This window comes from Hydrocarboniphaga daqingensis, from assembly GCF_900129825.1.
Taxonomy (GTDB): Bacteria; Pseudomonadota; Gammaproteobacteria; order Nevskiales; family Nevskiaceae; genus Hydrocarboniphaga; species Hydrocarboniphaga daqingensis.
This window is the reverse complement of the sequence record NZ_FQWZ01000002.1, coordinates 635,554-655,287: the sequence shown is the minus strand read 5'-3', so window position 1 is coordinate 655,287 and position 19,734 is coordinate 635,554. Positions and strand designations below refer to the sequence as shown.

Below are 19,734 nucleotides of genomic sequence, written 5' to 3'. Positions count from 1 at the left end.
ACCGGCGGGTATTCGGGCTGGCGGCAGGCATTGGCCTTGACCACCGGCGGACGGCTGACCGGCGCGGCCTTTGGCGGTGGCGGTGCGGGCGGCGTGGCCACCACGCTCTGCGTGGTGATCGTGTTGGCCGACGACGGCGGCGGCGTGGCGATGTTGATTTCGGGCGGCGGAATGAACGGCGGCGGCGGAATGTCGAGCTGCGGCGGCGGAGGCGGTGGTGGCGGCTCTTCTTCGGCACGCTGCTCGTCGAGAATCTGCGTCTCGAACGGCGCCGGCAGCACTTCGATCGCCTTGCGGGCCAGGCCGCTGACGAGCGCGTACAACAGCAGAATGTGGAACACGATGACCGCACCGATGGCGGTGACGCGGCGCGTACCTTGGGGCTTACCGGAGAAATCCATCAGCGATTACCGCCGCTCTGCGGGCGCAGCGCAGCCGCCTGCGGCCACATGCACGAATGTCTGCATCGTCAGCAAAACAACACCTTTATGGTTGCGGGCGCGATCCGCATGACGCGGTCCGCAGCGCCCGGATGATCGTCTCAGTGCGGAGCGCACCGGCGGCATGGCCTGGAAAGGCTCGAGAACCTGATGATAGGGGAAGCCGACATAATTGCCAGCGAACTTTTGGTGTGCCCTTCATTCCTCGATCGCATAACGGGAATGATGACAGCCGCCGGCTACAATCCCGTGAAAAGGCCGTTCCGGCCCGACCCGACTGCGGACCCCGTCCATGAGCACCCAAATCATTCTTCCCAAGCTGGGCTTTTCGATGAACGACGGCACCTTGGCCGAATGGTTCGTCAAGGAAGGGCAATCGGTGACGCAGGGCCAACTGCTGTACTCGCTCGAGAGCGACAAGTCGGTGCAGGAGATCGAAGCGCCCGTCGCCGGACGTGTGCGGATCTACAAGGCCGCTGGTGCGCTATACCCGGTCGGTACGATCCTCGGCGAGATCGTTTGAACCGGCGCGTCATGTACCCGGCACCGCCCTCGGCCCGCACAGGCGGCTGACGCGGTCCAACCGCCGGTCGGCGCAATCAAACCGCTGGATCGGTACGAGTCGGCGCATCAGAACGTGACGCCGATCGCGTCGGCCGACGACGAGCGATGACCCGACTGAAGCTGATTTGGGGAGCACGACACCGGGAAGGCGGAACAACGGGAATCGTCGTGGGCCGCTTGGCGGCTAAGATCGTGCCGCGATCAGCAGCGCTGGACAGTGACCCGAATCGCCCGCAAGTGGCTGTCGGGAAAGCAACAAAAAAGTGGCGGAGAGGAGGAGATTCGAACTCCTGTGCAGGCTTTCACCCACCATCCGATTTCGAGTCGGCGCCGTTATGACCGCTTCGGTACCTCTCCGCAGTGCTGCCTTACGAGCCTTCGCTTACGCGAAGGTTCGCTTCATCAGGGAACTTTGCAGCGCCCTTGATGACCAATTCGCCCCGCCGATGGACACTTTGCCAAGCCGGCCGTTCGCCAAACTGAACGGAAGCATGTGCTAGGGTGTCGGGCCGAAGCGATAGGGCGTGCATTGTAGATGAATGACGCAGTGAAGCCTACTGTTCTTCGCAAACCGGGTGCATGGGCTGCCACGCTGATGTTCAGCGTCGCAGCCAGTGTTGCGCTGACAACCTGTACACCGAGCCTCAGCTCACTCGAAAAAGTGAAGCAGACCAAGGTGTTGCGGGTCGCCACGGTCAATAGTCCGACGACGTACTACCAGGGCCCGGATGGCCCGACGGGCTTTGAATACGACCTGGCGCGTGGTCTTGCCGAGAAGTTGGGCGTGGAATTGCAGATCGAGGTGGCCAGTTCGCCACCGGCCGCGCTGGAGTTGGTGCGGTCCGGTAGTGCCGATATGGCCGCCGCAAGCCTCGGAGTGAGTCGACTCCGGGGCGAGCACGTGCGTTTTTCCCAGCCGCTGCTGACCGTGGTGCCGCAGTTGGTCTACCGGATGGGCGCCGCGCCGCCCGACAATCTGGCCGACCTGAAGGGCAGCTTGGTCGTCCCCAAGGGCAGCACGCATGCCGAGCATCTGTTGATCGCCAAACGCAGCGCACCGGCGCTGACCTGGAGCGAGACCGAAGACGACGATGCCGAGGACCTGCTCGAGAAAGTCGCGTCCGGCGAGATCGACTACACGATCGCGCATTCGGACCTGATCGCGATCAACCAGCGCTACTACCCGAAACTGCGTGTCGCCTTCGCGCTAGCGGACTCGCAGGACATTGCCTGGGCTTTCGCCAAAGACCGTGATTCAAGCTTGTTCGACGCCGCGTCGGACTATCTGGGCGCGATCGGCGAAACCGAACTGGCCAGGCTGCGCGACCGACACTTTGGCCATATCGAACAGGTCGATGCGCTGGGCGCCGTTGCGCTGGCCACGCATGCGCAGACCCGCTTGCCGCGCTACCGCAGCGCATTTCAGAAGGCAGCGGCACAGAACGGTTTGGACTGGCGTTTGCTGGCGGCGATCTCGTATCAGGAGTCGCACTGGGATCCGGGCGCGATCAGCCCGACCGGCGTGCGCGGAATCATGCAGCTGACCGCGCAGACGGCGTTGCACTTGAAGGTCGCCGATCGAGAAGACCCGTTCCAGAGCATTGCCGGTGGCGCGCGCTATCTGCGCGCGATCATCGACCAGCTGCCGCCCGAAGTGGTTGAGCCCGATCGCACGTGGCTGGCGCTGGTCGCCTACAACATGGGCGTGGGTCATCTGAACGATGTGCGCGAACTGACCGATAGTCTTGGCGGCGACGGCCGGCGCTGGCTCGATGTACGTCAATCATTGCCGCTGCTCGGTCAGCCCAAGTGGTACAAGCGCACCCGGCATGGTTACGCGCGCGGCCGGCAGGCGATGCACTTCGTTGGCAACGTGCGCACGTACTACGACATGCTGGTCTGGCTCACCGACTCGAGCACGGACGGAACGACGATGGCCGACAACCGCGACACGGCAATCACAACGACTCCGGCGATGGCACCGCCGTCCGACGTCGTGCCGGACGCCGAGCAAGTGCTGAAAATCCGCTCGCCGATTCTGTAGCGCGCCTGCGCTTGCGCGCGCCACCGCCGATTCAGTCGTCCTGGATCGGCACGCCAGGAAACAGCACGTCCTGAAAGCCGAAGCGCGTGAAGTCCCGCACGCGCATCGGATACAAAATGCCGTCGAGATGATCGCATTCGTGCTGCACGACGCGTGCGTGAAAGCCGTCGACACTACGCTCGATGCGCTCGCCGTTGACGTCGTAGCCGCTGTAATGAAGGCGTGCGTGACGCGGCACCACGCCGCGCAAACCCGGCACTGACAGGCAACCTTCCCAACCCTCTTCGATCTCGTCGCCGATCGGCGTCAGCACGGGATTGATCAGTATCGTCTCGGGTACCGCTTCGGCTTGCGGATAGCGCGGGCTCGACGTGAAGCCGAAGATCACGACACGCAGATCGACGCCGATCTGAGGCGCGGCAAGGCCGGCACCGTTGAGTGCGCGCATCGTGTCGAACATGTCGGCGATCAACTCGCGCAGCTCCGGCGTGTTGAATGCAGTGACCGGCTGCGCAATGCGCAGCAGGCGAGCATCGCCCATCCGCAGCACTTCGCGGATCATCGCAGCTTGAGCCGCTCGACGATTTCGCCGCCGACGACGTGACGGTCGATGATCTCGTCGACATCCTGTTGCGAGTTGTAGCCATACCACGTGCCTTGCGGATAGATCACCAGACACGGCCCAAGCTCACAACGCTCCATGCAGCCGGCATTGTTGATGCGCACCGATCCAGGCTTGGCCAGCTTCATCTCCTTGATCCGCTGCTTGGCATGGTCGCGTGCTTCAACGGCGCCGTGGCGACCACAAGACCGTCGCTCGCCCGGCTCGCGCACATTGGTACAAAAAAACACGTGATGCCGATAGAACGCACGCGGCGTGGCACTGGGCACCGCATCGGAAACAGGCTGATCGTCGTCGTTCATCGAAATGCTCGCTGTAAGGAATGTCAGCCCGGCTTGTTGCCGAACGCATAACTGAAGTTCAGCGCTGTCGTCGAGTCCGTATGCTTGACGCCGGGATCGACCGAGCTGTTGTTTTGCACCGTCAGCATGATCGACGTGAACAGATTACCGATCACATACAGCTTGAGCTCGGTGACCGACTGCGTGAACGTGTTGGCCTCGCCAGATTCGACTTTGACCGTCTGACGCACACCGCTGTTGTCGTTGATCCGGTACTGGTAATCGAGGCCGAAACGGCCGATCAGATCACGGTCTTTGTCGAGCGAGTCCTGCTCCTGCTGCTGCCGCGCGCCTGCACCGAGTTCGACATCGAGCCGGTGCGCGGGCCCGGTCAGCAAGTGACGGCCCAAGCCCAGCGTCTGCGACGTGCGCTGGCGAATGCCGCCGAACAGATCCTTTTCGAAATCCAGGGCAGCGAAGAAATAGTTTTGCTCGAAGAACGTGTAGTCGACCTTGTTGGTCAACAAGTAGCGTTCACCGGTGGTCTGGCCGTCATCGGCCGCCAGCAGGGCCTGTAACAGCAGCGCATTGCGCCAATCGGCCCGCTGATAGTCGAGCGTGAATTTGCCGTTGGCGGTTCGCGTCTCGCTATTGCCTGACGTGGTCAGCACGCCGGCCGATGCTTCGCCCCACCACGGTGGCGGCGTTGACGGCGGGGCGTCAGCAACCTCGGCTGCGGTTTGCACGGCTGCATCGGCTGGCGACGCCGCCGCGTCGTCTTCGGCAGCGCCTACCGTCGCACTGCAGACCCATGGCAGCACGACAGCCAGCAGGGTTTTGATCTTGATCGGTTGCATCGAAGGCCGTCCTCGGGCGTCCAGTGGGGCGGCGATGGCGCGCGCCCGTGAGTCAGGGAAGCGGGTCGACCACGGCAGCCGGCGCGCCATCGACGCGACCCTGTTGATGCGACAGCTGCGTTTCAAGCTTGAGCAGCAACAACTCGGCCAGCTGGTCTTGAATGTATTCGCGCAGCCGCGCTTCTTCGGCTTCTTTGGCCAGCACTTGTTCGGTATTGAAGGTGTAGGCACGCGTGACGCGCAAGCTGCCAGGCGGCACCAGCACCTGTCCCCCGTCGATGACTTCGTATTCGACCGTGGTCACCAGCAGAAACTCGATCGCCTTGCCGTCCGGGCCGACCGACAACACTTGGCGACCTTCTTTCAGATTGGTCAGCTTGATCGTCGCCGTGGCGCTGGCGGCTTCTTTGGTGACCAGCGCACCCTGCCGCGTCAGCCGTGCCCGCAGCGATGCTTCCAGTGGCGGCTCCGACACGCGATACGGCACGACGACATCGACGTAGACGCGTCGCAGCACATCGGGCAAGGGCCGCGAGCCGGCCGGATGAAAGCCGCAGGCACCGAGCAGCACGCTCAGTACGAGGCACAACAAAAGCGGGCGGGCGATGCGATGCACTAAATCACCAAGTTGACGAGCTTGCCGGGCACGACGATCTGCTTCTTGACCGGCGTACCGTTGATGAAGCGCTGCACGGCCTCGTCGGCCAAGGCCTGGGCGATGATCGAATCCTGCGTGGCATCGGCTGCAACCTCGATCTTGCTGCGCAGCTTGCCGTTGATCTGCACCACCAGCGTCACACTGTCGCGCGTCAACGCGCCGGCATCGACCTGCGGCCAGCGCTGCGCGAGCAGATCGTCGCTGCCGCGCAGCTCGCGCCACAACTGGTGCGCGATATGCGGCGTGACCGGATTGAGCATCAGCGTCACTGCTTCCCAGACTTCCTGCAGCACGGCGCGGCCCTGATCGTCGGCCGCGTCGAAGCGGGCGACGGCATTGAGCAGCTCCATGATCGCGGCGATCGCGGTGTTGAACGTGCGACGGCGGCCGTAGTCGTCTCCGACTTTGGCGATGGTTTCGTGCAGCAGCCGGCGCAGCGCCTTTTGTGGTGCATTGAGCGCGGCCACGTCGAGCGTCGGTGCCGGGCCGCGCGCGACATGCTGCTGCACGCCGCGCCACAGCCGGCGCAGGAAGCGCGCCATGCCCTCGACGCCTTCTTCCTTCCAGTCCAGCGAATAATCCGGCGGAGCCGCAAACATCGAATACAAGCGCACGGTATCGGCGCCGTACTGCTCAATCATCGCTTGCGGATCGACGCCGTTGTTCTTGCTCTTGGACATCTTCTCGACGCCGCCGATGACCACCGGCTCGCCATCGACTGCGTGGCGCGCCGCGACCGGCTGGCCCTTTGCGTCGCGGTCGAGCACGACGTCGGCCGGGTTGATCCAGGTTTTCTTGCCGTCGGCCGCTTCGCGGTAGTAGGTCTCCTTGATGACCATGCCCTGCGTCAGCAACTGCGTGAATGGCTCGTCGCAGCGGACCATCCCTTCGTCGCGCATCAGTTTGTGGAAGAAGCGCGCATACAGCAGATGCAGGATCGCGTGCTCGATGCCGCCGATGTACTGGTCGACCGGCAGCCAGTAGTCGGCACGCTCGTCGAGCATCTGCCGATCGTTGTCATGGCTGGCGTAGCGCGCGAAATACCAGCTGGATTCGAAGAACGTATCGAAGGTGTCGGTTTCGCGCGTCGCCAGGCCGCCGCACTGCGGGCAGGTGGTTCGTGCCCACTCCGGATCCGCCTTGATCGGCGACTGCACGCCGGTGAACGCGACGTCCTCCGGCAGCACGACTGGCAGTTGATCTTCAGGCACCGGCACCGCATCGCAGTGCGCGCAGTAGATCACCGGAATCGGGCAGCCCCAATAACGCTGGCGCGACACGCCCCAGTCGCGCAGCCGGAAATTCACGCGGCGTGACCCAGTACCCGCTGCTTCGAAGCGCGCAGCGATCGCATCGAACGCCTGACGGAAATCCAAGCCGTCGTATTCGCCGCTGTTGATCAGCGTGCCGTGGTCGGTGGTGGCGCCGGCCTGCAGCGCACGCAGTTGCGCCAGCAACGGCTGCTTGGCCGAGCCTTCGACCGCATCATCTTCGTCTGACAAATCGCCCAAAGTGGCCAAGCGCGCTTCCAGTTCAGCCTCGGCCGGCGTGCAGATCACGCGCTTGATCGGCAAGCCGTACTTGGTCGCAAACTCGAAGTCGCGCTCGTCGTGGCCGGGCACGGCCATGACCGCGCCGGTGCCGTAGCCCATCAACACGAAGTTGGCAGCCCAGATCGGCACCGGCTCGCCGGTGATCGGATGGATCGCATCGATACCCAGCGCCATGCCGCGCTTTTCGGCCGTTTCCATGTCGGCTTCGGCAACGCCGCTACGCGCCGCATCCTGCAGGAACGCCGCCAACGCCGGGTTGTCAGCAGCGGCCTTCTGCGCCAGCGGATGTTCGGCGGCGACGGCAACGTAGGTCACGCCCATCAGGGTGTCGGGGCGCGTCGTGTACACGCGCAGCGGCTCGGCTTCGCCCGACACCTGGAACTGCAGTTCCAGGCCCTCGCTGCGGCCGATCCAGTTGCGCTGCATCGTCTTGACCGGCTCAGGCCAGCCGGGCAGCCGATCGAGGTCGTCGAGCAGTTCCTGTGCGTAGGCGGTGATCTTCAGGAACCACTGCGGGATCGAGCGGCGCTCCACCACGGCGCCGGAGCGCCAGCCACGGCCATCGACGACCTGCTCATTGGCCAGCACGGTCTGGTCGATCGGATCCCAGTTGACGACCGAGTCCTTGCGATAGACCAGGCCCTTCTTCATCAGCCGCGTGAACAGCAACTGCTCCCAGCGGTAGTACTCGGGGCGGCAGGTGGCCAGCTCGCGCGACCAGTCGTAAGCAAAGCCCAGCCGCTTGAGCTGTACGCGCATGTATTCCATGTTCGCGTACGTCCACTTGGCCGGCTGTGTGTTGTTGGCGATCGCCGCGTTTTCGGCGGGCAAGCCGAACGCATCGAAGCCGATCGGCTGCAGCACGTTCTTGCCCAGCATGCGCTGGTAGCGGCTGATCACGTCACCGATCGTGTAGTTGCGCACGTGCCCCATGTGCAGCTTGCCGCTCGGGTACGGGAACATCGACAGGCAGTAGTACTTTTCGCGGCCCGGATCCTCGACGGCCTTGAACGACTGTTGGGTCTCCCAATAGGCCTGAGCGCCGGCTTCCAGTTCGGCGGGGCTGTAGTGCTCCTGCATGTTTCTTCTGCTTGATCGACGGGGTCGCTGAGTTTAGCAGCGAGGGCGCAGCAGGCCGCTGCACCGACGCTGGGTTCAGTAGCGAACACTGCCAATATTTGTCAGGCCCCGCCGAAGCCTGTCACGCCCGCTTTCGACGGCAGCTTCAAACCATTGTTTTACTTACCGTTAAATCGGAAAACGATCGGCACGCCCGTTGCTCGTCTCAGACCACTGAACCAACTTGAGGTCGATACGAGGAACTGCCATGACGAGCCAACAACGGGGTTTTACGCTGATCGAATTGATGATCGTGGTCGCGATCATCGGCATTCTGGCCGCGATTGCGATACCGGCCTACCAGAACTACATCAAGAAGGCCGCCTACTCTGAAATCATCTCGGCGATGACCTCGTACAAAACGGCGATCCAGATCTGCTACGGCGAGACCAATGCGCTTGCCCAGTGCGATGCCGGCAGCAACGGTGTGCCGGCCGCCCCGACGGCGTCGACGGTCAAGGCGTTCAACACCCTGGCCGTGGCCGATGGCGTGATCACCGCGACGCCCAACGCCTACAAAGGCATTCTCGCCACTGAAACCTGTGTTCTGACACCGACGGTCACCGGTGATCGGCTGACCTGGGTCTTCAGTGGGGGCTGCGTCACGCAGAACTACGTCAAGGCCAGTTAAGTCCCATCCGCCGGGCCACGACGCCGCCTACGGGCGGCGTCGTCGTTTGTGGCTCAGAAAACAATCGGGCTTACTGTGATCGTCATCACAAAAAGAGCCAACAACTGACAGCAATTGTCAGTGTCCGACAAATACCGCGACTCTGAAATCGGTCATTCTGTCCATCAACGCATTGATTTAATTTATATTTTTTAAGATCTCGTTCGCGGCACAGCGATTGCGAACTGCATCACACTGCAGTCCCCGCCACCCCCTGGAGTCTCCAACATGAATAACAAGCAGCAGGGTTTCACGCTGATCGAACTGATGATCGTCGTTGCCATCATCGGCATTCTGGCCGCCATCGCGATCCCGGCCTACCAGAACTACATCAAGAAGGCTGCGTATTCGGAAGTCGTCTCGGCGATGACCTCGTACAAGACCGCCGTTGAAGTCTGCTACGGCGAAACCGGCGGCCTGACCGGCTGCGACGCCGGCAGCAACGGCATTCCGGCCGCGCCGACCGCCTCCACGATCAAGGCGTTCAACACGCTGACCGTCGCCACCGGCGTGATCACGGCCACGCCCAACGCCTACAAGGGCATTGCCGCCACCGATACCTGCGTGCTGACGCCGACCGCCACTGGCGATCGTCTGACCTGGGTATTCAGCGGCGCCTGCGTGACGAACAACTACGTCAAGGCCAGCTGATCGTCTTGAGCCGGGCCGACAACGCCGCCGCAAGGCGGCGTTGTCGTTGCAGCGCCCCAAATGACGTGTTGGTAAGTGACACGGGCTGACAAGAAGTGTCAGTGCCAGACAGCCGGCGTCAGGCCGCAAGCTCGCACTCAATATCATGTTGTTGATTTTGCTAATTTTAATCTGACTGCAGCGACGGCATGCCGGTTGCTCTGTTGCCAGTTGCCGCCCACCATCCACGCCGCAACCGGAGTCACCATGGACCAGAAACAACAAGGCTTTACGCTGATCGAACTGATGATCGTCGTTGCGATCATCGGCATTCTTGCCGCGATCGCCATTCCGGCTTACCAGAACTACATCAAGAAGGCCGCCTATTCGGAGGTCATCTCGGCAATGACGTCGTACAAGACCGCGGTTCAGGTCTGCTACGGCGAACTGGGCACGCTGACCGGCTGCGACGCGGGCAGCAACGGCATCCCGGCCGCACCGACGGCATCGACCGTCAAGGCATTCAATACGCTGGCGGTCGCCAGTGGCGTAATCACCGCCACGCCCAACGCCTACAAGGGCATTGTCGCGACGGAGACCTGTGTTCTGACGCCGACGGTCACCGGCGATCGCCTGACCTGGGTCTTCAGCGGCGGCTGCGTCACGCAGAATTACGTCAAGGCCAGCTGATCGGCTGAGACGCCGTACAAGGCGCCGCCTCCGGGCGGCGTCGTTGTTTCTGCCGCCCGGAGGCGGCGCCGTGGTTCCAGGACCCACCGATGCCGATAAGCCGACCGATCACGTTCGTTGTCGCCCTTGTTGGCGCCTGGATGCTGAGCGGGCTGCCGTTGCCGTCGCAGTGGCAGACGCGTTACGACGACCTGCGGCTGGCCCAGTGCCTGTTGCTGATATTGCTGGTGACGGCCGCAGCTGCGAATCCCGCAACGTTGATGGCGCCGCTGCGGTCATGGTCGGGGCGCAGCCTGCTGGTCGTGCTGGCACTGGGCCTGTGGTCCGCTGCACGCAGCGCGCTGCCGCATTACGCGGCAATCGAAGTCGGCACGCTGGCGGCGCTGGCGATCGGCGCACTGCAGCTGCGACAAGGCACCGCCACGTCACCGTCGCTGGCCCGCACGGCATTGCTGCTGCTGTGCTGCGGCCCGCTGGCGCTGGGCCTGCAGTTCATCGCGGCTTATGCGGCCGCGATCGCCATCGGCGATGCCGGCAGCTTGAGCAGCGCCTGGGACGTGTTCGTCTATCCGCGTTATTTCGCCAAAGCCGCGACGTTTGCGCTGCCGCTGCTGTGGCTAGCGGCGCAGCTGATGTCGTCGTCGCGGCAAGGCCGCATTGGCTCAGTCGCCTGCTCGCTGGCGGCGGTCGCGATCGCCTCGCAGCTGGTCGCCTCCGGCGGACGCGGCGGCGTGCTGGCGCTGCTGGTCGCCGCGCTGATCGCCGCGGCCTGTTTCGGGCGCCAGGGGAGGCGCTTCGCGTTCGAGCAACTGGCCGTGCTCGCGTCCGGCGCAGCGCTGTGGTGGCTGATTTCGCTGGCCGACGTGCCGTCGGCGGGCGGCGGGCTGCTCCGCGCCGGCAGCAGCGGCCGCGCCGCGTTGTATCGCGACGCCTGGACCGACTTCGTCAGCGCGCCGCTGCTCGGCATCGGTCCAATGCTGTACGCCGAACTGGGGCGGCATCCGCTGCGCTCGGTGGCCGGGCCACACAGCGCGCCGCTGCAATGGCTCGCCGAATGGGGGCTGCCGGCGACATTGCTGCTGCTCGCGGTGATCGCCGCGAGTTACCGCCGGGCCTTGCGCCAGCTGCGCGCGCACGCGATCGGCGGAGGCGACGCGTCGACCGGGATCGCGCTGCTTGCCGCGATCACCGCCGCGCTGGTGCATGGACTGCTGGCCAACGTCGCCAACGACCCGTTGAGCCAGACACTGCTGATGCTCAGCATCGCCTGGTTTCCCGCGTTGCCGTCGCTGACGGCCGCTCGCTTGGATGTGCCGATACCAGGCCCGTCATTGCAGGTAACGGCCGGCTGGATCGCCGGCTGCGGCTTGGTCGTGGGTGTTCTGGCGATGGCGGTCCATGACGGCGCGAACTGCGTCGGCGCCGGCGGCGACACCCGTTACTTCATGAGTGCCGACGAAACGCTATACCCGCGCTACTGGTCACAGGGCATCGTGCCGCTCGAGCAAACCTGCGGCGTGGCTGCCACAACCCCGGTCGGTCAAGGTGCCACGCGATTCAAGATTGGCGGTTGACGGCCGCAATAGGCTCGGAACACCATTCGAATCCGAGCGTAAACCGCTCAACCTGTGAGGGAATCTCTCTTGGCCGCCCCGCTGTCGACCGCTCCGGCTCCGTCCGCGCTGACTGGCTTGGCCCGCAAGCTGGTCGCCGATCAGCTGCTGAGCGAAGACCAAGCGCGCGAGTTCCAGCTGAAGGCGGGACGCAGCGGCCAGCCGTTCGTTGCGGTCGTGGTCGAATCCAAGACGGTATCGGCGCTGCGGATCGCCGAGCTGGCCAGTGCCGACTTCGGCGCGCCGCTGCTGGACTTGGCGGCGATCGACATCGACCCAAGCCTGCTCAAGGACATCAGCGAACGTGTGCTGCGCAAGACCCATGCGCTACCGGTGTACAAGCGGTCCAACACGCTGTTCGTCGCGGTGTCGGACCCGACCAACCTCGCCGCGCTGGACGAGATCAAGTTCGCGACGCGCACGACGACCGAGGCCGTCGTCGTCGAGGAAGACAAGCTCGCCAAGGCCATCGACGCCGCCGCGCAGCGGCTCAGCGCCGCGTCGATGGACATCGGCATGGGCGATGCGGACCTCGAAAACATCGACATCAGCGACCCGGGCGCGGAGTTGCCCGACGTCACCAAGTCGGACGCCGACGAAGCGCCGATCGTGCGCTACGTGCACAAGATCATGCTCGACGCGATCGGCCAGGGCGCATCGGACATCCACTTCGAGCCCTACGAAAAAAGCTACCGGATCCGCTATCGCAAGGACGGTGAACTGCGCACCGTGGCCACGCCGCCGATCGCCACCGCGATGCGGCTGTCGGCGCGCGTCAAGGTGATGTCACGAATGGACTTGGCCGAGCGGCGCGTGCCGCAGGACGGCCGCATCAAACTGAATCTGTCGCGCAGCAAGGCGATCGACTTCCGCGTCAGCACCTGCCCGACGCTGTGGGGCGAGAAGATCGTCTGCCGTATTCTCGACCCGACCAGCGCGCAGCTGGGCATCGATGCGCTGGGCTACGAGCCCGAGCAGAAAGACGCCTACATGCGCGCGCTGGACAAGCCGCAAGGCATGATCCTGGTGACCGGCCCGACCGGCTCGGGCAAGACCGTGTCGCTGTACACCGGCCTGAACATCCTCAATCAGGACGACGTCAACATCAGCACGGCCGAAGACCCGGCCGAAATCAATCTGCCCGGCATCAATCAGGTCAACGTCAATCCCAAGGTCGGGCTGACGTTCGCAGCGGCGCTGAAAGCGTTTTTGCGTCAAGACCCCGACGTGATCATGGTCGGCGAAATCCGCGACCTGGAAACCGCCGAAATCGCGATCAAGGCGGCGCAGACCGGCCATTTGGTGCTGTCGACACTGCATACCAATGACGCACCGCAGACCATCGTGCGCCTGATGAACATGGGCGTGCCGGCCTACAACCTCGCCTCGACGCTGACGCTGATCATCGCCCAGCGCTTGGCGCGCAAGCTGTGCCCGGTCTGCAAGCGGCCGGCCAACATTCCGCGCCCCGAGCTGATCAAAGAGGGCCTCAGCGCCGCCGATGTCGATGCCCCCAGCTTCCGCATCTACGAAGCCGTCGGCTGCGACCAGTGCGACCGCGGCTACAAGGGGCGTACCGGCATCTACCAAGTGATGCCGTTCTCCGAAGCGATGGGCCGAATCATCATGGAGGGCGGCAGCGCGATGGATATTGCCGACCAAGCCGAGCGCGAAGGCGTGGCCAACCTGCGGGCGTCGGCACTCAAGAAGGTCCGCGATGGCGTCATCGACCTGCTCGAAGCCAATCGCACGACCGTCGGCGAATGACGGCTGGCGAGCCAGCACGTCCGCCGATCGGCCCCGGCGTGGTGCCGGCGCCGCGGCTGTAGTCTGATAGCCGCATCACCCTCGAAACACGGATACCCGGGCAGCGATGGCGCAGGCAGCAGTCACCGTCAAGGAACACGTCTTCCTGTGGGAAGGCAGAGACCGCAAGGGCGCGCGCGTCAAGGGCGAGAGCCGCGGTGCCAGTGAAAGCCTGATCAAGACCCAGCTGCGCAAGCAGGGCATCAACCCGATCCGCATCCGCAAGAAGCTGCAGCTGTTCGGCAGCAAGAAGAAGGTCACGGCCGGCGACATCGCTGTCTTCAGCCGGCAGATGTCGACGATGATGTCGGCGGGCGTGCCGCTGGTGCAGTCACTGGAACTGATCGGCCGTGGCAACCAGAACCCGGCGATGGCCGAGATGGTCATGGGCATCAAGACCAACATCGAAGGCGGCAACTCGTTTTCAGAGTCGCTGAGCCGCTATCCGCTGCATTTCGACGATCTGTTCGTCAACCTGGTCGATGCAGGCGAGCGCTCCGGTGCGCTGGAAACGCTGCTCGACAAGATCGCCGTCTACAAAGAGAAAACCGAGGCGATCAAGAAGAAGGTCAAGAAGGCGATGACCTATCCCACGGCCGTGCTGGCCGTGGCCTTCATCGTCACCGGCATCCTGTTGTACTTCGTCGTGCCGCAGTTCGAAGACCTGTTCAAGGGCTTCGGTGCCGACCTGCCGGCGTTCACCGTGATGGTGATCGCGATGTCGCGCTTCATGCAGGACAACTGGTGGATCGTGTTCGGTGTGCTCGGCGGTGGCATTTTCGCGTTCGTCTATTTCTACAAGCGCTCGGCACCGATGCGGCGCTTCATGGACCGCGCACTGCTGAAAGTACCGGTGGTTGGCGACATCCTGTACAAGTCGGCGGTCGCGCGCTTTGCGCGGACGCTGTCGACGATGTTCGCAGCCGGCGTGCCACTGGTCGAGGCGCTCGATTCGGTGGCCCGCGCCGCCGGGAACATCGTGTTTCTCGAAGCGATCATGCACATGAAAGAGCAGGTATCGACGGGCCAGCAGCTGCAGCTGACGATGCAGCAGAGCGGCCTGTTTCCGCCGATGGCCACGCAGATGGTCGCCATCGGTGAAGAATCCGGCGCGCTCGACGAAATGTGCGCCAAGGTGGCCGAGTTCTACGAAGCGGAGGTCGACAACATGGTCGACTCGCTGTCGAGCCTGCTCGAGCCGATGATCATGGCGATTCTCGGCGTGCTGGTCGGCGGTCTCGTCGTGGCGATGTACTTGCCGATCTTCCAGCTCGGCCAGGTGGTCTGAGCCTTGTTTACCGCTACGCTGCGCGGCGCCCCGTCCGCAGCCGATGACCCGAGCCGATGCCCTTGCTAGATGCCCTGCAGTCCAGCCCCACGCTGTTGCTCGTCACCGTCACGATTCTCGGACTGCTGATCGGCAGCTTCCTGAATGTGGTGGCCTACCGGCTGCCGCTGCGAATCGAGCAGGACTTTCGCAATGCCTGTCGCGACAGCTTCGGCGCGCCGGCGCCGATTGCCGGAGAGCAGCCGATCTCGCTGCTGCGTCCCGGCAGCCATTGCCCGGCCTGTAAGGCGCCGGTCAAACCTCAACACAACCTGCCGGTATTCGGCTGGCTGCTACTGCGAGGCCGCTGTGCAAGCTGCCATGCACCCATATCGGTGCAGTACCCGATCGTCGAAGCCATCACCGGACTGATGTCAGCGGTCTGTGCCCAGCACTTCGGCGCCACGCCGGAGTTGATCGGCGCCCTGGTGCTGACGTGGTCGCTGATCGCGCTGACGGTGACCGATCTACGCACGATGTACCTGCCCGACGATCTAACGCTGCCGCTGCTGTGGCTGGGGCTGATCGCCAGCTTGTGGGGCGTGTTCGCGACGCCGACGCAGGCCATCATCGGGGCGGCGGTCGGCTATGGCCTGCTGTGGGGCGTGTTTCATTTGTTCAAGCTGGCGACCGGCAAGGACGGCATGGGCTACGGGGACTTCAAGCTGCTGGCCGCGCTCGGCGCCTGGCTGGGCTGGCCGCTGTTGCCGCAGATCGTGCTGCTGTCGGCGCTGGTCGGCGCCGCCGTCGGCGTCGCGCTGATCCTGTCGCGGCGCGCCGAATGGAGCTCGCGGATTCCATTCGGGCCGTACATCGCCGGCGCCGGCTGGATTGCGCTGGTCTGGGGCGAGCAGATCAACGCCGGCTATCTGCACTACGTGCAGGGCGGCAGTTGATGTCGCGGTTGACGCTGGGCCTGACCGGCGGCATCGCCAGCGGCAAGACGCTGGTGGCCGATACCTTCATCGGACTTGGCGTGCCGGTACTCGACGCCGACCAGGTCGCGCGCGACGTCGTCGCGCCGGGCGAACCGGCGCTGGCGCAGATCGCCGAGGTCTTCGGTGCTGACGCGCTGCTGCCCGACGGCACGCTCGATCGACGCCGGATGCGCGAACGCGTGTTCGGCAACCCGGCCGAACTGCGCCGGCTGGAGGCGATCACGCATCCGGCAATCCGGCAGCGGATGCGGCAATGGCGCGACGCCCAGACCGCGCCGTACTGCATCCTGTCGGTGGCGATCCTGGTGGAATCGCCCGGCATGCGCGAGCTGGTCGACCGCATACTGGTCGTCGACGTGCCACAGAGCCTGCAGATGGAGCGACTGCAGCGTCGCGATCAGGTTGATCAGGCTCTGGCGCTGAAGATGATGGCCGCGCAAGCGACGCGTGAGCAACGCCTCGCCGCTGCAGACGAGGTGATCGTCAACGACGGCAGCGTCGAACAGACCGCGGCGGCCGTCGCCCGTCTGCACCAGCGTTACCTGGCGCAGACGCAGGCCGCGCCGCACCCGGACCGCTAATCGCAATCGGACTGCGACGACCTGCCGAGTCGCACGTCATTCTCGTTTGCGGTGCTTGATGCACTGCGTCACAATCCGGGCACTTTCGTTCAGCAACTGCCAGTGACTCCAGTATCGGCCGAGGCACTCGACGCGATTTGCTTCGAGCAGCCGCTCAACGAGCGGGTGCGCACGTTTCTGCGCCTCGAATTCCTGTTCGGCCAACACGCACATCACCGCCAGGATCGCAGCCAATACGGGCTGCGAGCACGACTGCAGACGCTGCTCGACACACTCACCGTGCTGTCGCGCTCCGACCTGAAGAAAGACATCCTCAAGGAGCTGCTCGAACAGCACGGGCATCTGACGCGGCTTTCGGCGCGCCCTGGCGTTGATCAGGAGCGGCTCGGCTCGGTGCTGCGCGAGCTGACGGCGGCGGTCAACGGCCTTCAGCATCTGGTGACCCAGTTCGCTGGCAGCGCGCTGCGCGACAACGAGTTCCTGATCTCGATCCACAATCGCACGTCGATCCCGGGCGGCAGCTGTGGCTTCGACCTGCCGGCGTATCACTTCTGGCTGTCGCAACCGTACGAGGTCGTCAACCGGGACCTCGACGCCTGGTTCGCCGATCTGGCACCGTTCGAGTCCGCGATCGGTCTGTACCTGAAGCTCTTGCGCGGCAGCACCGAGCTGACCGCGGCGGTCGCCCGTGGCGGACTCTACGTGCACGCGCCGCAGGGGCCGGTGCAGTTGCTGCGGGTGTTCGTGCCGCATGCGGCCGCTGCCTATCCCGAGATCAGCGCCGGGGCCCATCGCTTCACGATCCGTTTCGTGTCGCTGCGCGACGTCAACCGGCGCAGCAGTCAAGTTCACACGGACGTGCCGTTCAGCATCCAGTGCTGCTCGCTGTAAGCGCCGCATGAGCACGACTCCGCGTACCGGGCGTTGCCCTCAGTGCAGTGCTCCGGCCTTGTTGGAAGCCGGCAACCGCTTCCGCCCTTTCTGCAGCGAGCGCTGCAAGCTGCTCGACTTTGGCGCCTGGATCAACGGCCAGTACACGATTCCGGCCGTCGAGAACGACATCGACGGCGAAGAAATCGAGATCGACGACCGCGACTCGCGGCTGCAGTAGCGACGAGCCCTACCAGTAGGCGCTGATGCCGGCGCAGCCTTGGCCGCCGTGCTGCCAGGCGTACAGCAAGTGCTCGCGGCCAACGCCGCCGATGGCATAGACCGGCAGCCCCGATTCCAGCGCAGCACCAGCAAAACCATCCCACCCCAGCGTCGGCTCGCCCGGATGCGAAGCCGTGGGCAACACCGCACCGAGCACAGCGGCATCGGCATCGAGCCGGCGCAGCGCATCAAGGTCGGCGCGGCCATGAGCCGAGCCATAAAACGCCGGCACGTCGGGTCGCTGGCGCAGTGCGCGCCAGGCGCGGGTCGTGGCGTGCCAGCCGCACTCCAGTTCACGCGACAGAGCGGGGTCTCGGTCGAGCACCAGCCGGTGTCCACCGCGCCGCAGTGACGCGGCGAGCGCCGCGTAGGCGCGATCGTCGAGCGCCGGCAGCCGCAGCCGCAGCAGCGCGTCGCCGGGCAGCGCCGGCAAGCGATCGCGCAGCGTGGCCGGATCGATCGTCGGCGGCGTGAACACGTAATGCGCCGGCAAGCGCAGCGGCTTGAGGATCGGCGCCACCGTCGGCAGCGTCGTGTAGGCCGCGATCGCATCGAGCGCAACCCAGGCCAGTGCCTGATTTTCACGCGACTGCGGCTGTCCGTCGAAGTCGGTGACCAGCCAGGTGTCGAGGATCACGATGCGGTTGTGGTACGCGTGACGCAGCCGGATCAGCGGCCGTGCGGCGCGCACCGCAACGCCCAACTCCTCGTGCAACTCGCGCAGCAGCGCTTCGTCGGCACTTTCGCCCGGCTCGATCTTGCCGCCTGGAAACTCCCAGTAGCCTGCCGCGATCTTGCCCTCGGGCCGTTGCGCCAGCAGCACCTGCCCATCGGCACGCTGCAACACGCCGCAGGCGACTTCGATCAGCGGCAGATCACCGGTCAAGTGCGGTACTCGGCGTTGATCTTGACGTAGTCGTAGCTGAAGTCGCAGGTCCACACCGTGGCTTGCGCGTCGCCGTCACCCAGCCCGATGCGAATCCGGAACTCCGGCTGGGCGACCACGGCGGCGCCGGCGTCCTCGACGTAGTCGGGATGCGGCTGGCCGCCGCGCAGCAGGCAGACGTCGTCGAGCCACAGGTCGACACGCGCCGGGTCGACCGGAACGCCGGATTTGCCGATCGCCATCACGATGCGGCCCCAGTTGGCGTCGGATGCGAACAGCGCGGTCTTGACCAGCGGTGAATGCGCCACCGACAGCGCCACCTGGCGAGCAGCGGCCTCGTCCGAGGCGCCGCCGACGTCGATCGTCACGAACTTGGTCGCACCCTCGCCGTCGCGGACGATCGCGTGCGCCAGCTCCAGGCAGACCTGCTCGATCGCTCCGTAGACCGCCGCGTAGTCGGCGTCGCCAACCTCGATGTCGCGGCTACCCGCGCGGGCGGTGGCGAACAGCACGCACGCATCGTTGGTCGAGGTGTCACCGTCGACGGTGACGCAGTTGAAGCTGCGATTGACCGCCGTCTGCAGCGCGGCTTGCGTGGTGGCTGGCGACAGCGGCGCATCGGTGCCGACATAGGCGAGCATCGTCGCCATGTTCGGGTGGATCATGCCGACGCCCTTGGCGATGCCGGTGACGGTGACCTCGCCCTGCGACGTGGCGACACGGCGAGTGGCGCCCTTGCCGACCGTGTCGGTGGTCATGATCGCGCGCATCGCATCGAGCCAGCCGTCGGCGCGCAAATCGGCGTGCGCGGCCGGCGCCGCTGCCACCATCCGCGCCACCGGCAAACGCTGACCGATGACGCCGGTCGAAAACGGCAGCACGTGCCCGGCCTCGCAACCGACGGCAGCGGCCACCGCGGCCGCCACTGCTTGCGCATCGTCGAGCCCGCCCTGCCCGGTCGCGGCATTGGCGTTGCCGGAGTTCACCACCAGCGCGCGCACCGGGGCGCCGCTGGCAAGCACCGTGCGGCAGACCTGCACCGGTGCGGCAGCAAACCGGTTCTGCGTGAACACACCGGCCACGCGCGTACCGGGCGCCAGCTCGATGACCAGCAGGTCCTTGCGACCGGGCTTCTTGATCGCGGCTTCGGCGACACCGAGGCGCACGCCGGCCACCGGGTGCAGAAAGTCGGGAGCCTGATAGGCGACGGGCATGGCAGTTCTCTGATTCGGACGGGAAGGCGGCGAATTGTACGGAGCCGGCGCGGCGCCACAACGAAAAAGCCAGTGATCGCATCCGCGAC

At 64.9% G+C, this 19,734-nt stretch carries 19 protein-coding genes, 1 tRNA gene and 1 pseudogene; 12 read left to right on the top strand and 9 right to left on the bottom strand.

All coding sequences use genetic code 11. The features are described 5' to 3' along the window. Positions 1-401: pseudogene (locus tag BUB09_RS17155) on the bottom strand (energy transducer TonB); the annotation flags it as partial. Positions 402-732: 331 nt separating this feature from the next. Between BUB09_RS17155 and BUB09_RS05900 the strand changes: the two are divergent. Then, positions 733-963 (top strand): biotin/lipoyl-containing protein, encoded by a 231-nt coding sequence (locus tag BUB09_RS05900; RefSeq protein ID WP_072895360.1) that lies wholly within the window; start codon positions 733-735, stop codon positions 961-963. Between the two features lie 305 nt (positions 964-1,268). Here the strand turns inward: BUB09_RS05900 and BUB09_RS05895 are convergent. Then, positions 1,269-1,361: transfer RNA gene (locus BUB09_RS05895), tRNA-Ser, on the bottom strand. Between the two features lie 238 nt (positions 1,362-1,599). On the opposite strand from BUB09_RS05895, the gene mltF reads away from it, so the two are divergent. Further along, the gene (mltF, locus tag BUB09_RS05890; RefSeq protein ID WP_072895357.1) at positions 1,600-3,048 is read left to right on the top strand and encodes a membrane-bound lytic murein transglycosylase MltF; all 1,449 of its coding nucleotides are present in this window, start codon (positions 1,600-1,602) and stop codon (positions 3,046-3,048) included. 31 nt (positions 3,049-3,079) lie between these two features. Here mltF and def read toward each other — a convergent pair whose 3' ends face one another. Genes def through leuS form a run of 5 tightly spaced genes read right to left on the bottom strand, consistent with a single transcriptional unit; the run spans position 3,080 to position 8,099 of the window. Next, positions 3,080-3,610, bottom strand: a complete 531-nt coding sequence (gene def / locus BUB09_RS05885; RefSeq protein ID WP_072895355.1) for a peptide deformylase — start codon at positions 3,608-3,610, stop codon at positions 3,080-3,082. Next, a complete protein-coding gene (locus BUB09_RS05880; RefSeq protein ID WP_072895352.1) occupies positions 3,607-3,972 on the bottom strand; it encodes a (2Fe-2S) ferredoxin domain-containing protein in 366 nt (121 codons plus the stop codon). Before BUB09_RS05880 ends, def begins: the two co-directional genes overlap by 4 nt. Before the next feature lie 23 nt (positions 3,973-3,995). Beyond that, a complete protein-coding gene (locus BUB09_RS05875; RefSeq protein ID WP_084083193.1) occupies positions 3,996-4,808 on the bottom strand; it encodes a DUF481 domain-containing protein in 813 nt (270 codons plus the stop codon). A 52-nt stretch (positions 4,809-4,860) separates the two neighbouring features. Further along, entirely contained in the window at positions 4,861-5,397 is a 537-nt protein-coding gene (locus BUB09_RS05870) for an LPS-assembly lipoprotein LptE (protein WP_245793150.1), read from the bottom strand. A gap of 26 nt (positions 5,398-5,423) precedes the next feature. Then, positions 5,424-8,099, bottom strand: coding sequence for a leucine--tRNA ligase (gene leuS / locus BUB09_RS05865; RefSeq protein WP_072895347.1), 2,676 nt, complete (start codon positions 8,097-8,099; stop codon positions 5,424-5,426). A 247-nt stretch (positions 8,100-8,346) separates the two neighbouring features. Here leuS and BUB09_RS05860 point away from each other — a divergent pair, with 247 nt between their 5' ends. From BUB09_RS05860 to BUB09_RS05815, 10 genes are all read left to right on the top strand, one after another. Next, positions 8,347-8,769, top strand: a complete 423-nt coding sequence (locus BUB09_RS05860; protein ID WP_072895345.1) for a pilin — start codon at positions 8,347-8,349, stop codon at positions 8,767-8,769. A 267-nt stretch (positions 8,770-9,036) separates the two neighbouring features. Further along, the gene (locus BUB09_RS05855; protein ID WP_072895342.1) at positions 9,037-9,459 is read left to right on the top strand and encodes a pilin; all 423 of its coding nucleotides are present in this window, start codon (positions 9,037-9,039) and stop codon (positions 9,457-9,459) included. A gap of 246 nt (positions 9,460-9,705) precedes the next feature. Then, positions 9,706-10,128 (top strand): pilin, encoded by a 423-nt coding sequence (locus BUB09_RS05850; RefSeq protein ID WP_072895339.1) that lies wholly within the window; start codon positions 9,706-9,708, stop codon positions 10,126-10,128. Between the two features lie 89 nt (positions 10,129-10,217). After that, on the top strand, positions 10,218-11,702 hold the full coding sequence (locus BUB09_RS05845; RefSeq protein WP_084083192.1) for an O-antigen ligase family protein: 1,485 nt from the start codon (positions 10,218-10,220) through the stop codon (positions 11,700-11,702). 81 nt (positions 11,703-11,783) lie between these two features. Beyond that, positions 11,784-13,508: a type IV-A pilus assembly ATPase PilB gene (pilB, locus tag BUB09_RS05840; protein ID WP_175550119.1), complete on the top strand. Its 1,725-nt coding sequence runs from the start codon at positions 11,784-11,786 to the stop codon at positions 13,506-13,508. 106 nt (positions 13,509-13,614) lie between these two features. After that, the gene (locus tag BUB09_RS05835) at positions 13,615-14,835 is read left to right on the top strand and encodes a type II secretion system F family protein (RefSeq protein ID WP_072895334.1); all 1,221 of its coding nucleotides are present in this window, start codon (positions 13,615-13,617) and stop codon (positions 14,833-14,835) included. A gap of 56 nt (positions 14,836-14,891) precedes the next feature. Continuing rightward, positions 14,892-15,770 carry a prepilin peptidase gene (locus BUB09_RS05830; RefSeq protein ID WP_072895331.1) on the top strand — a complete coding sequence of 293 codons (879 nt, stop codon included), beginning with the start codon at positions 14,892-14,894 and terminating at the stop codon, positions 15,768-15,770. Beyond that, positions 15,770-16,393: a dephospho-CoA kinase gene (coaE, locus tag BUB09_RS05825; protein WP_072895328.1), complete on the top strand. Its 624-nt coding sequence runs from the start codon at positions 15,770-15,772 to the stop codon at positions 16,391-16,393. Before BUB09_RS05830 ends, coaE begins: the two co-directional genes overlap by 1 nt. Before the next feature lie 102 nt (positions 16,394-16,495). Beyond that, the gene (zapD, locus tag BUB09_RS05820) at positions 16,496-17,284 is read left to right on the top strand and encodes a cell division protein ZapD (RefSeq protein WP_245793148.1); all 789 of its coding nucleotides are present in this window, start codon (positions 16,496-16,498) and stop codon (positions 17,282-17,284) included. 7 nt (positions 17,285-17,291) lie between these two features. Beyond that, positions 17,292-17,504 carry a DNA gyrase inhibitor YacG gene (locus BUB09_RS05815; protein WP_072895326.1) on the top strand — a complete coding sequence of 71 codons (213 nt, stop codon included), beginning with the start codon at positions 17,292-17,294 and terminating at the stop codon, positions 17,502-17,504. A gap of 9 nt (positions 17,505-17,513) precedes the next feature. On the opposite strand, the gene BUB09_RS05810 is transcribed toward BUB09_RS05815, so the two are convergent. Together BUB09_RS05810 and argJ are read right to left on the bottom strand one after the other, a co-directional pair. After that, complete coding sequence (locus BUB09_RS05810; protein ID WP_072895324.1) at positions 17,514-18,431, bottom strand: Nudix family hydrolase; 918 nt, start codon at positions 18,429-18,431, stop codon at positions 17,514-17,516. Then, positions 18,428-19,645 carry a bifunctional glutamate N-acetyltransferase/amino-acid acetyltransferase ArgJ gene (argJ, locus tag BUB09_RS05805; protein ID WP_072895321.1) on the bottom strand — a complete coding sequence of 406 codons (1,218 nt, stop codon included), beginning with the start codon at positions 19,643-19,645 and terminating at the stop codon, positions 18,428-18,430. The genes BUB09_RS05810 and argJ overlap by 4 nt, the downstream gene beginning before the upstream one ends. Between the last annotated feature and the right edge of the window lie 89 nt (positions 19,646-19,734).

Coding starts and splice junctions, on each gene's coding strand:
- BUB09_RS05900 (WP_072895360.1), top strand. CDS start 733: ATGAGCACCCAAATCATTCTTCCCAAGCTGGGCTTTTCGATGAACGAC.
- mltF (WP_072895357.1), top strand. CDS start 1,600: ATGTTCAGCGTCGCAGCCAGTGTTGCGCTGACAACCTGTACACCGAGC.
- def (WP_072895355.1), bottom strand. CDS start 3,610: ATGATCCGCGAAGTGCTGCGGATGGGCGATGCTCGCCTGCTGCGCATT.
- BUB09_RS05880 (WP_072895352.1), bottom strand. CDS start 3,972: ATGAACGACGACGATCAGCCTGTTTCCGATGCGGTGCCCAGTGCCACG.
- BUB09_RS05875 (WP_084083193.1), bottom strand. CDS start 4,808: ATGCAACCGATCAAGATCAAAACCCTGCTGGCTGTCGTGCTGCCATGG.
- leuS (WP_072895347.1), bottom strand. CDS start 8,099: ATGCAGGAGCACTACAGCCCCGCCGAACTGGAAGCCGGCGCTCAGGCC.
- BUB09_RS05860 (WP_072895345.1), top strand. CDS start 8,347: ATGACGAGCCAACAACGGGGTTTTACGCTGATCGAATTGATGATCGTG.
- BUB09_RS05855 (WP_072895342.1), top strand. CDS start 9,037: ATGAATAACAAGCAGCAGGGTTTCACGCTGATCGAACTGATGATCGTC.
- BUB09_RS05850 (WP_072895339.1), top strand. CDS start 9,706: ATGGACCAGAAACAACAAGGCTTTACGCTGATCGAACTGATGATCGTC.
- BUB09_RS05845 (WP_084083192.1), top strand. CDS start 10,218: ATGCCGATAAGCCGACCGATCACGTTCGTTGTCGCCCTTGTTGGCGCC.
- BUB09_RS05835 (WP_072895334.1), top strand. CDS start 13,615: ATGGCGCAGGCAGCAGTCACCGTCAAGGAACACGTCTTCCTGTGGGAA.
- BUB09_RS05830 (WP_072895331.1), top strand. CDS start 14,892: ATGCCCTTGCTAGATGCCCTGCAGTCCAGCCCCACGCTGTTGCTCGTC.
- coaE (WP_072895328.1), top strand. CDS start 15,770: ATGTCGCGGTTGACGCTGGGCCTGACCGGCGGCATCGCCAGCGGCAAG.
- BUB09_RS05815 (WP_072895326.1), top strand. CDS start 17,292: ATGAGCACGACTCCGCGTACCGGGCGTTGCCCTCAGTGCAGTGCTCCG.
- argJ (WP_072895321.1), bottom strand. CDS start 19,645: ATGCCCGTCGCCTATCAGGCTCCCGACTTTCTGCACCCGGTGGCCGGC.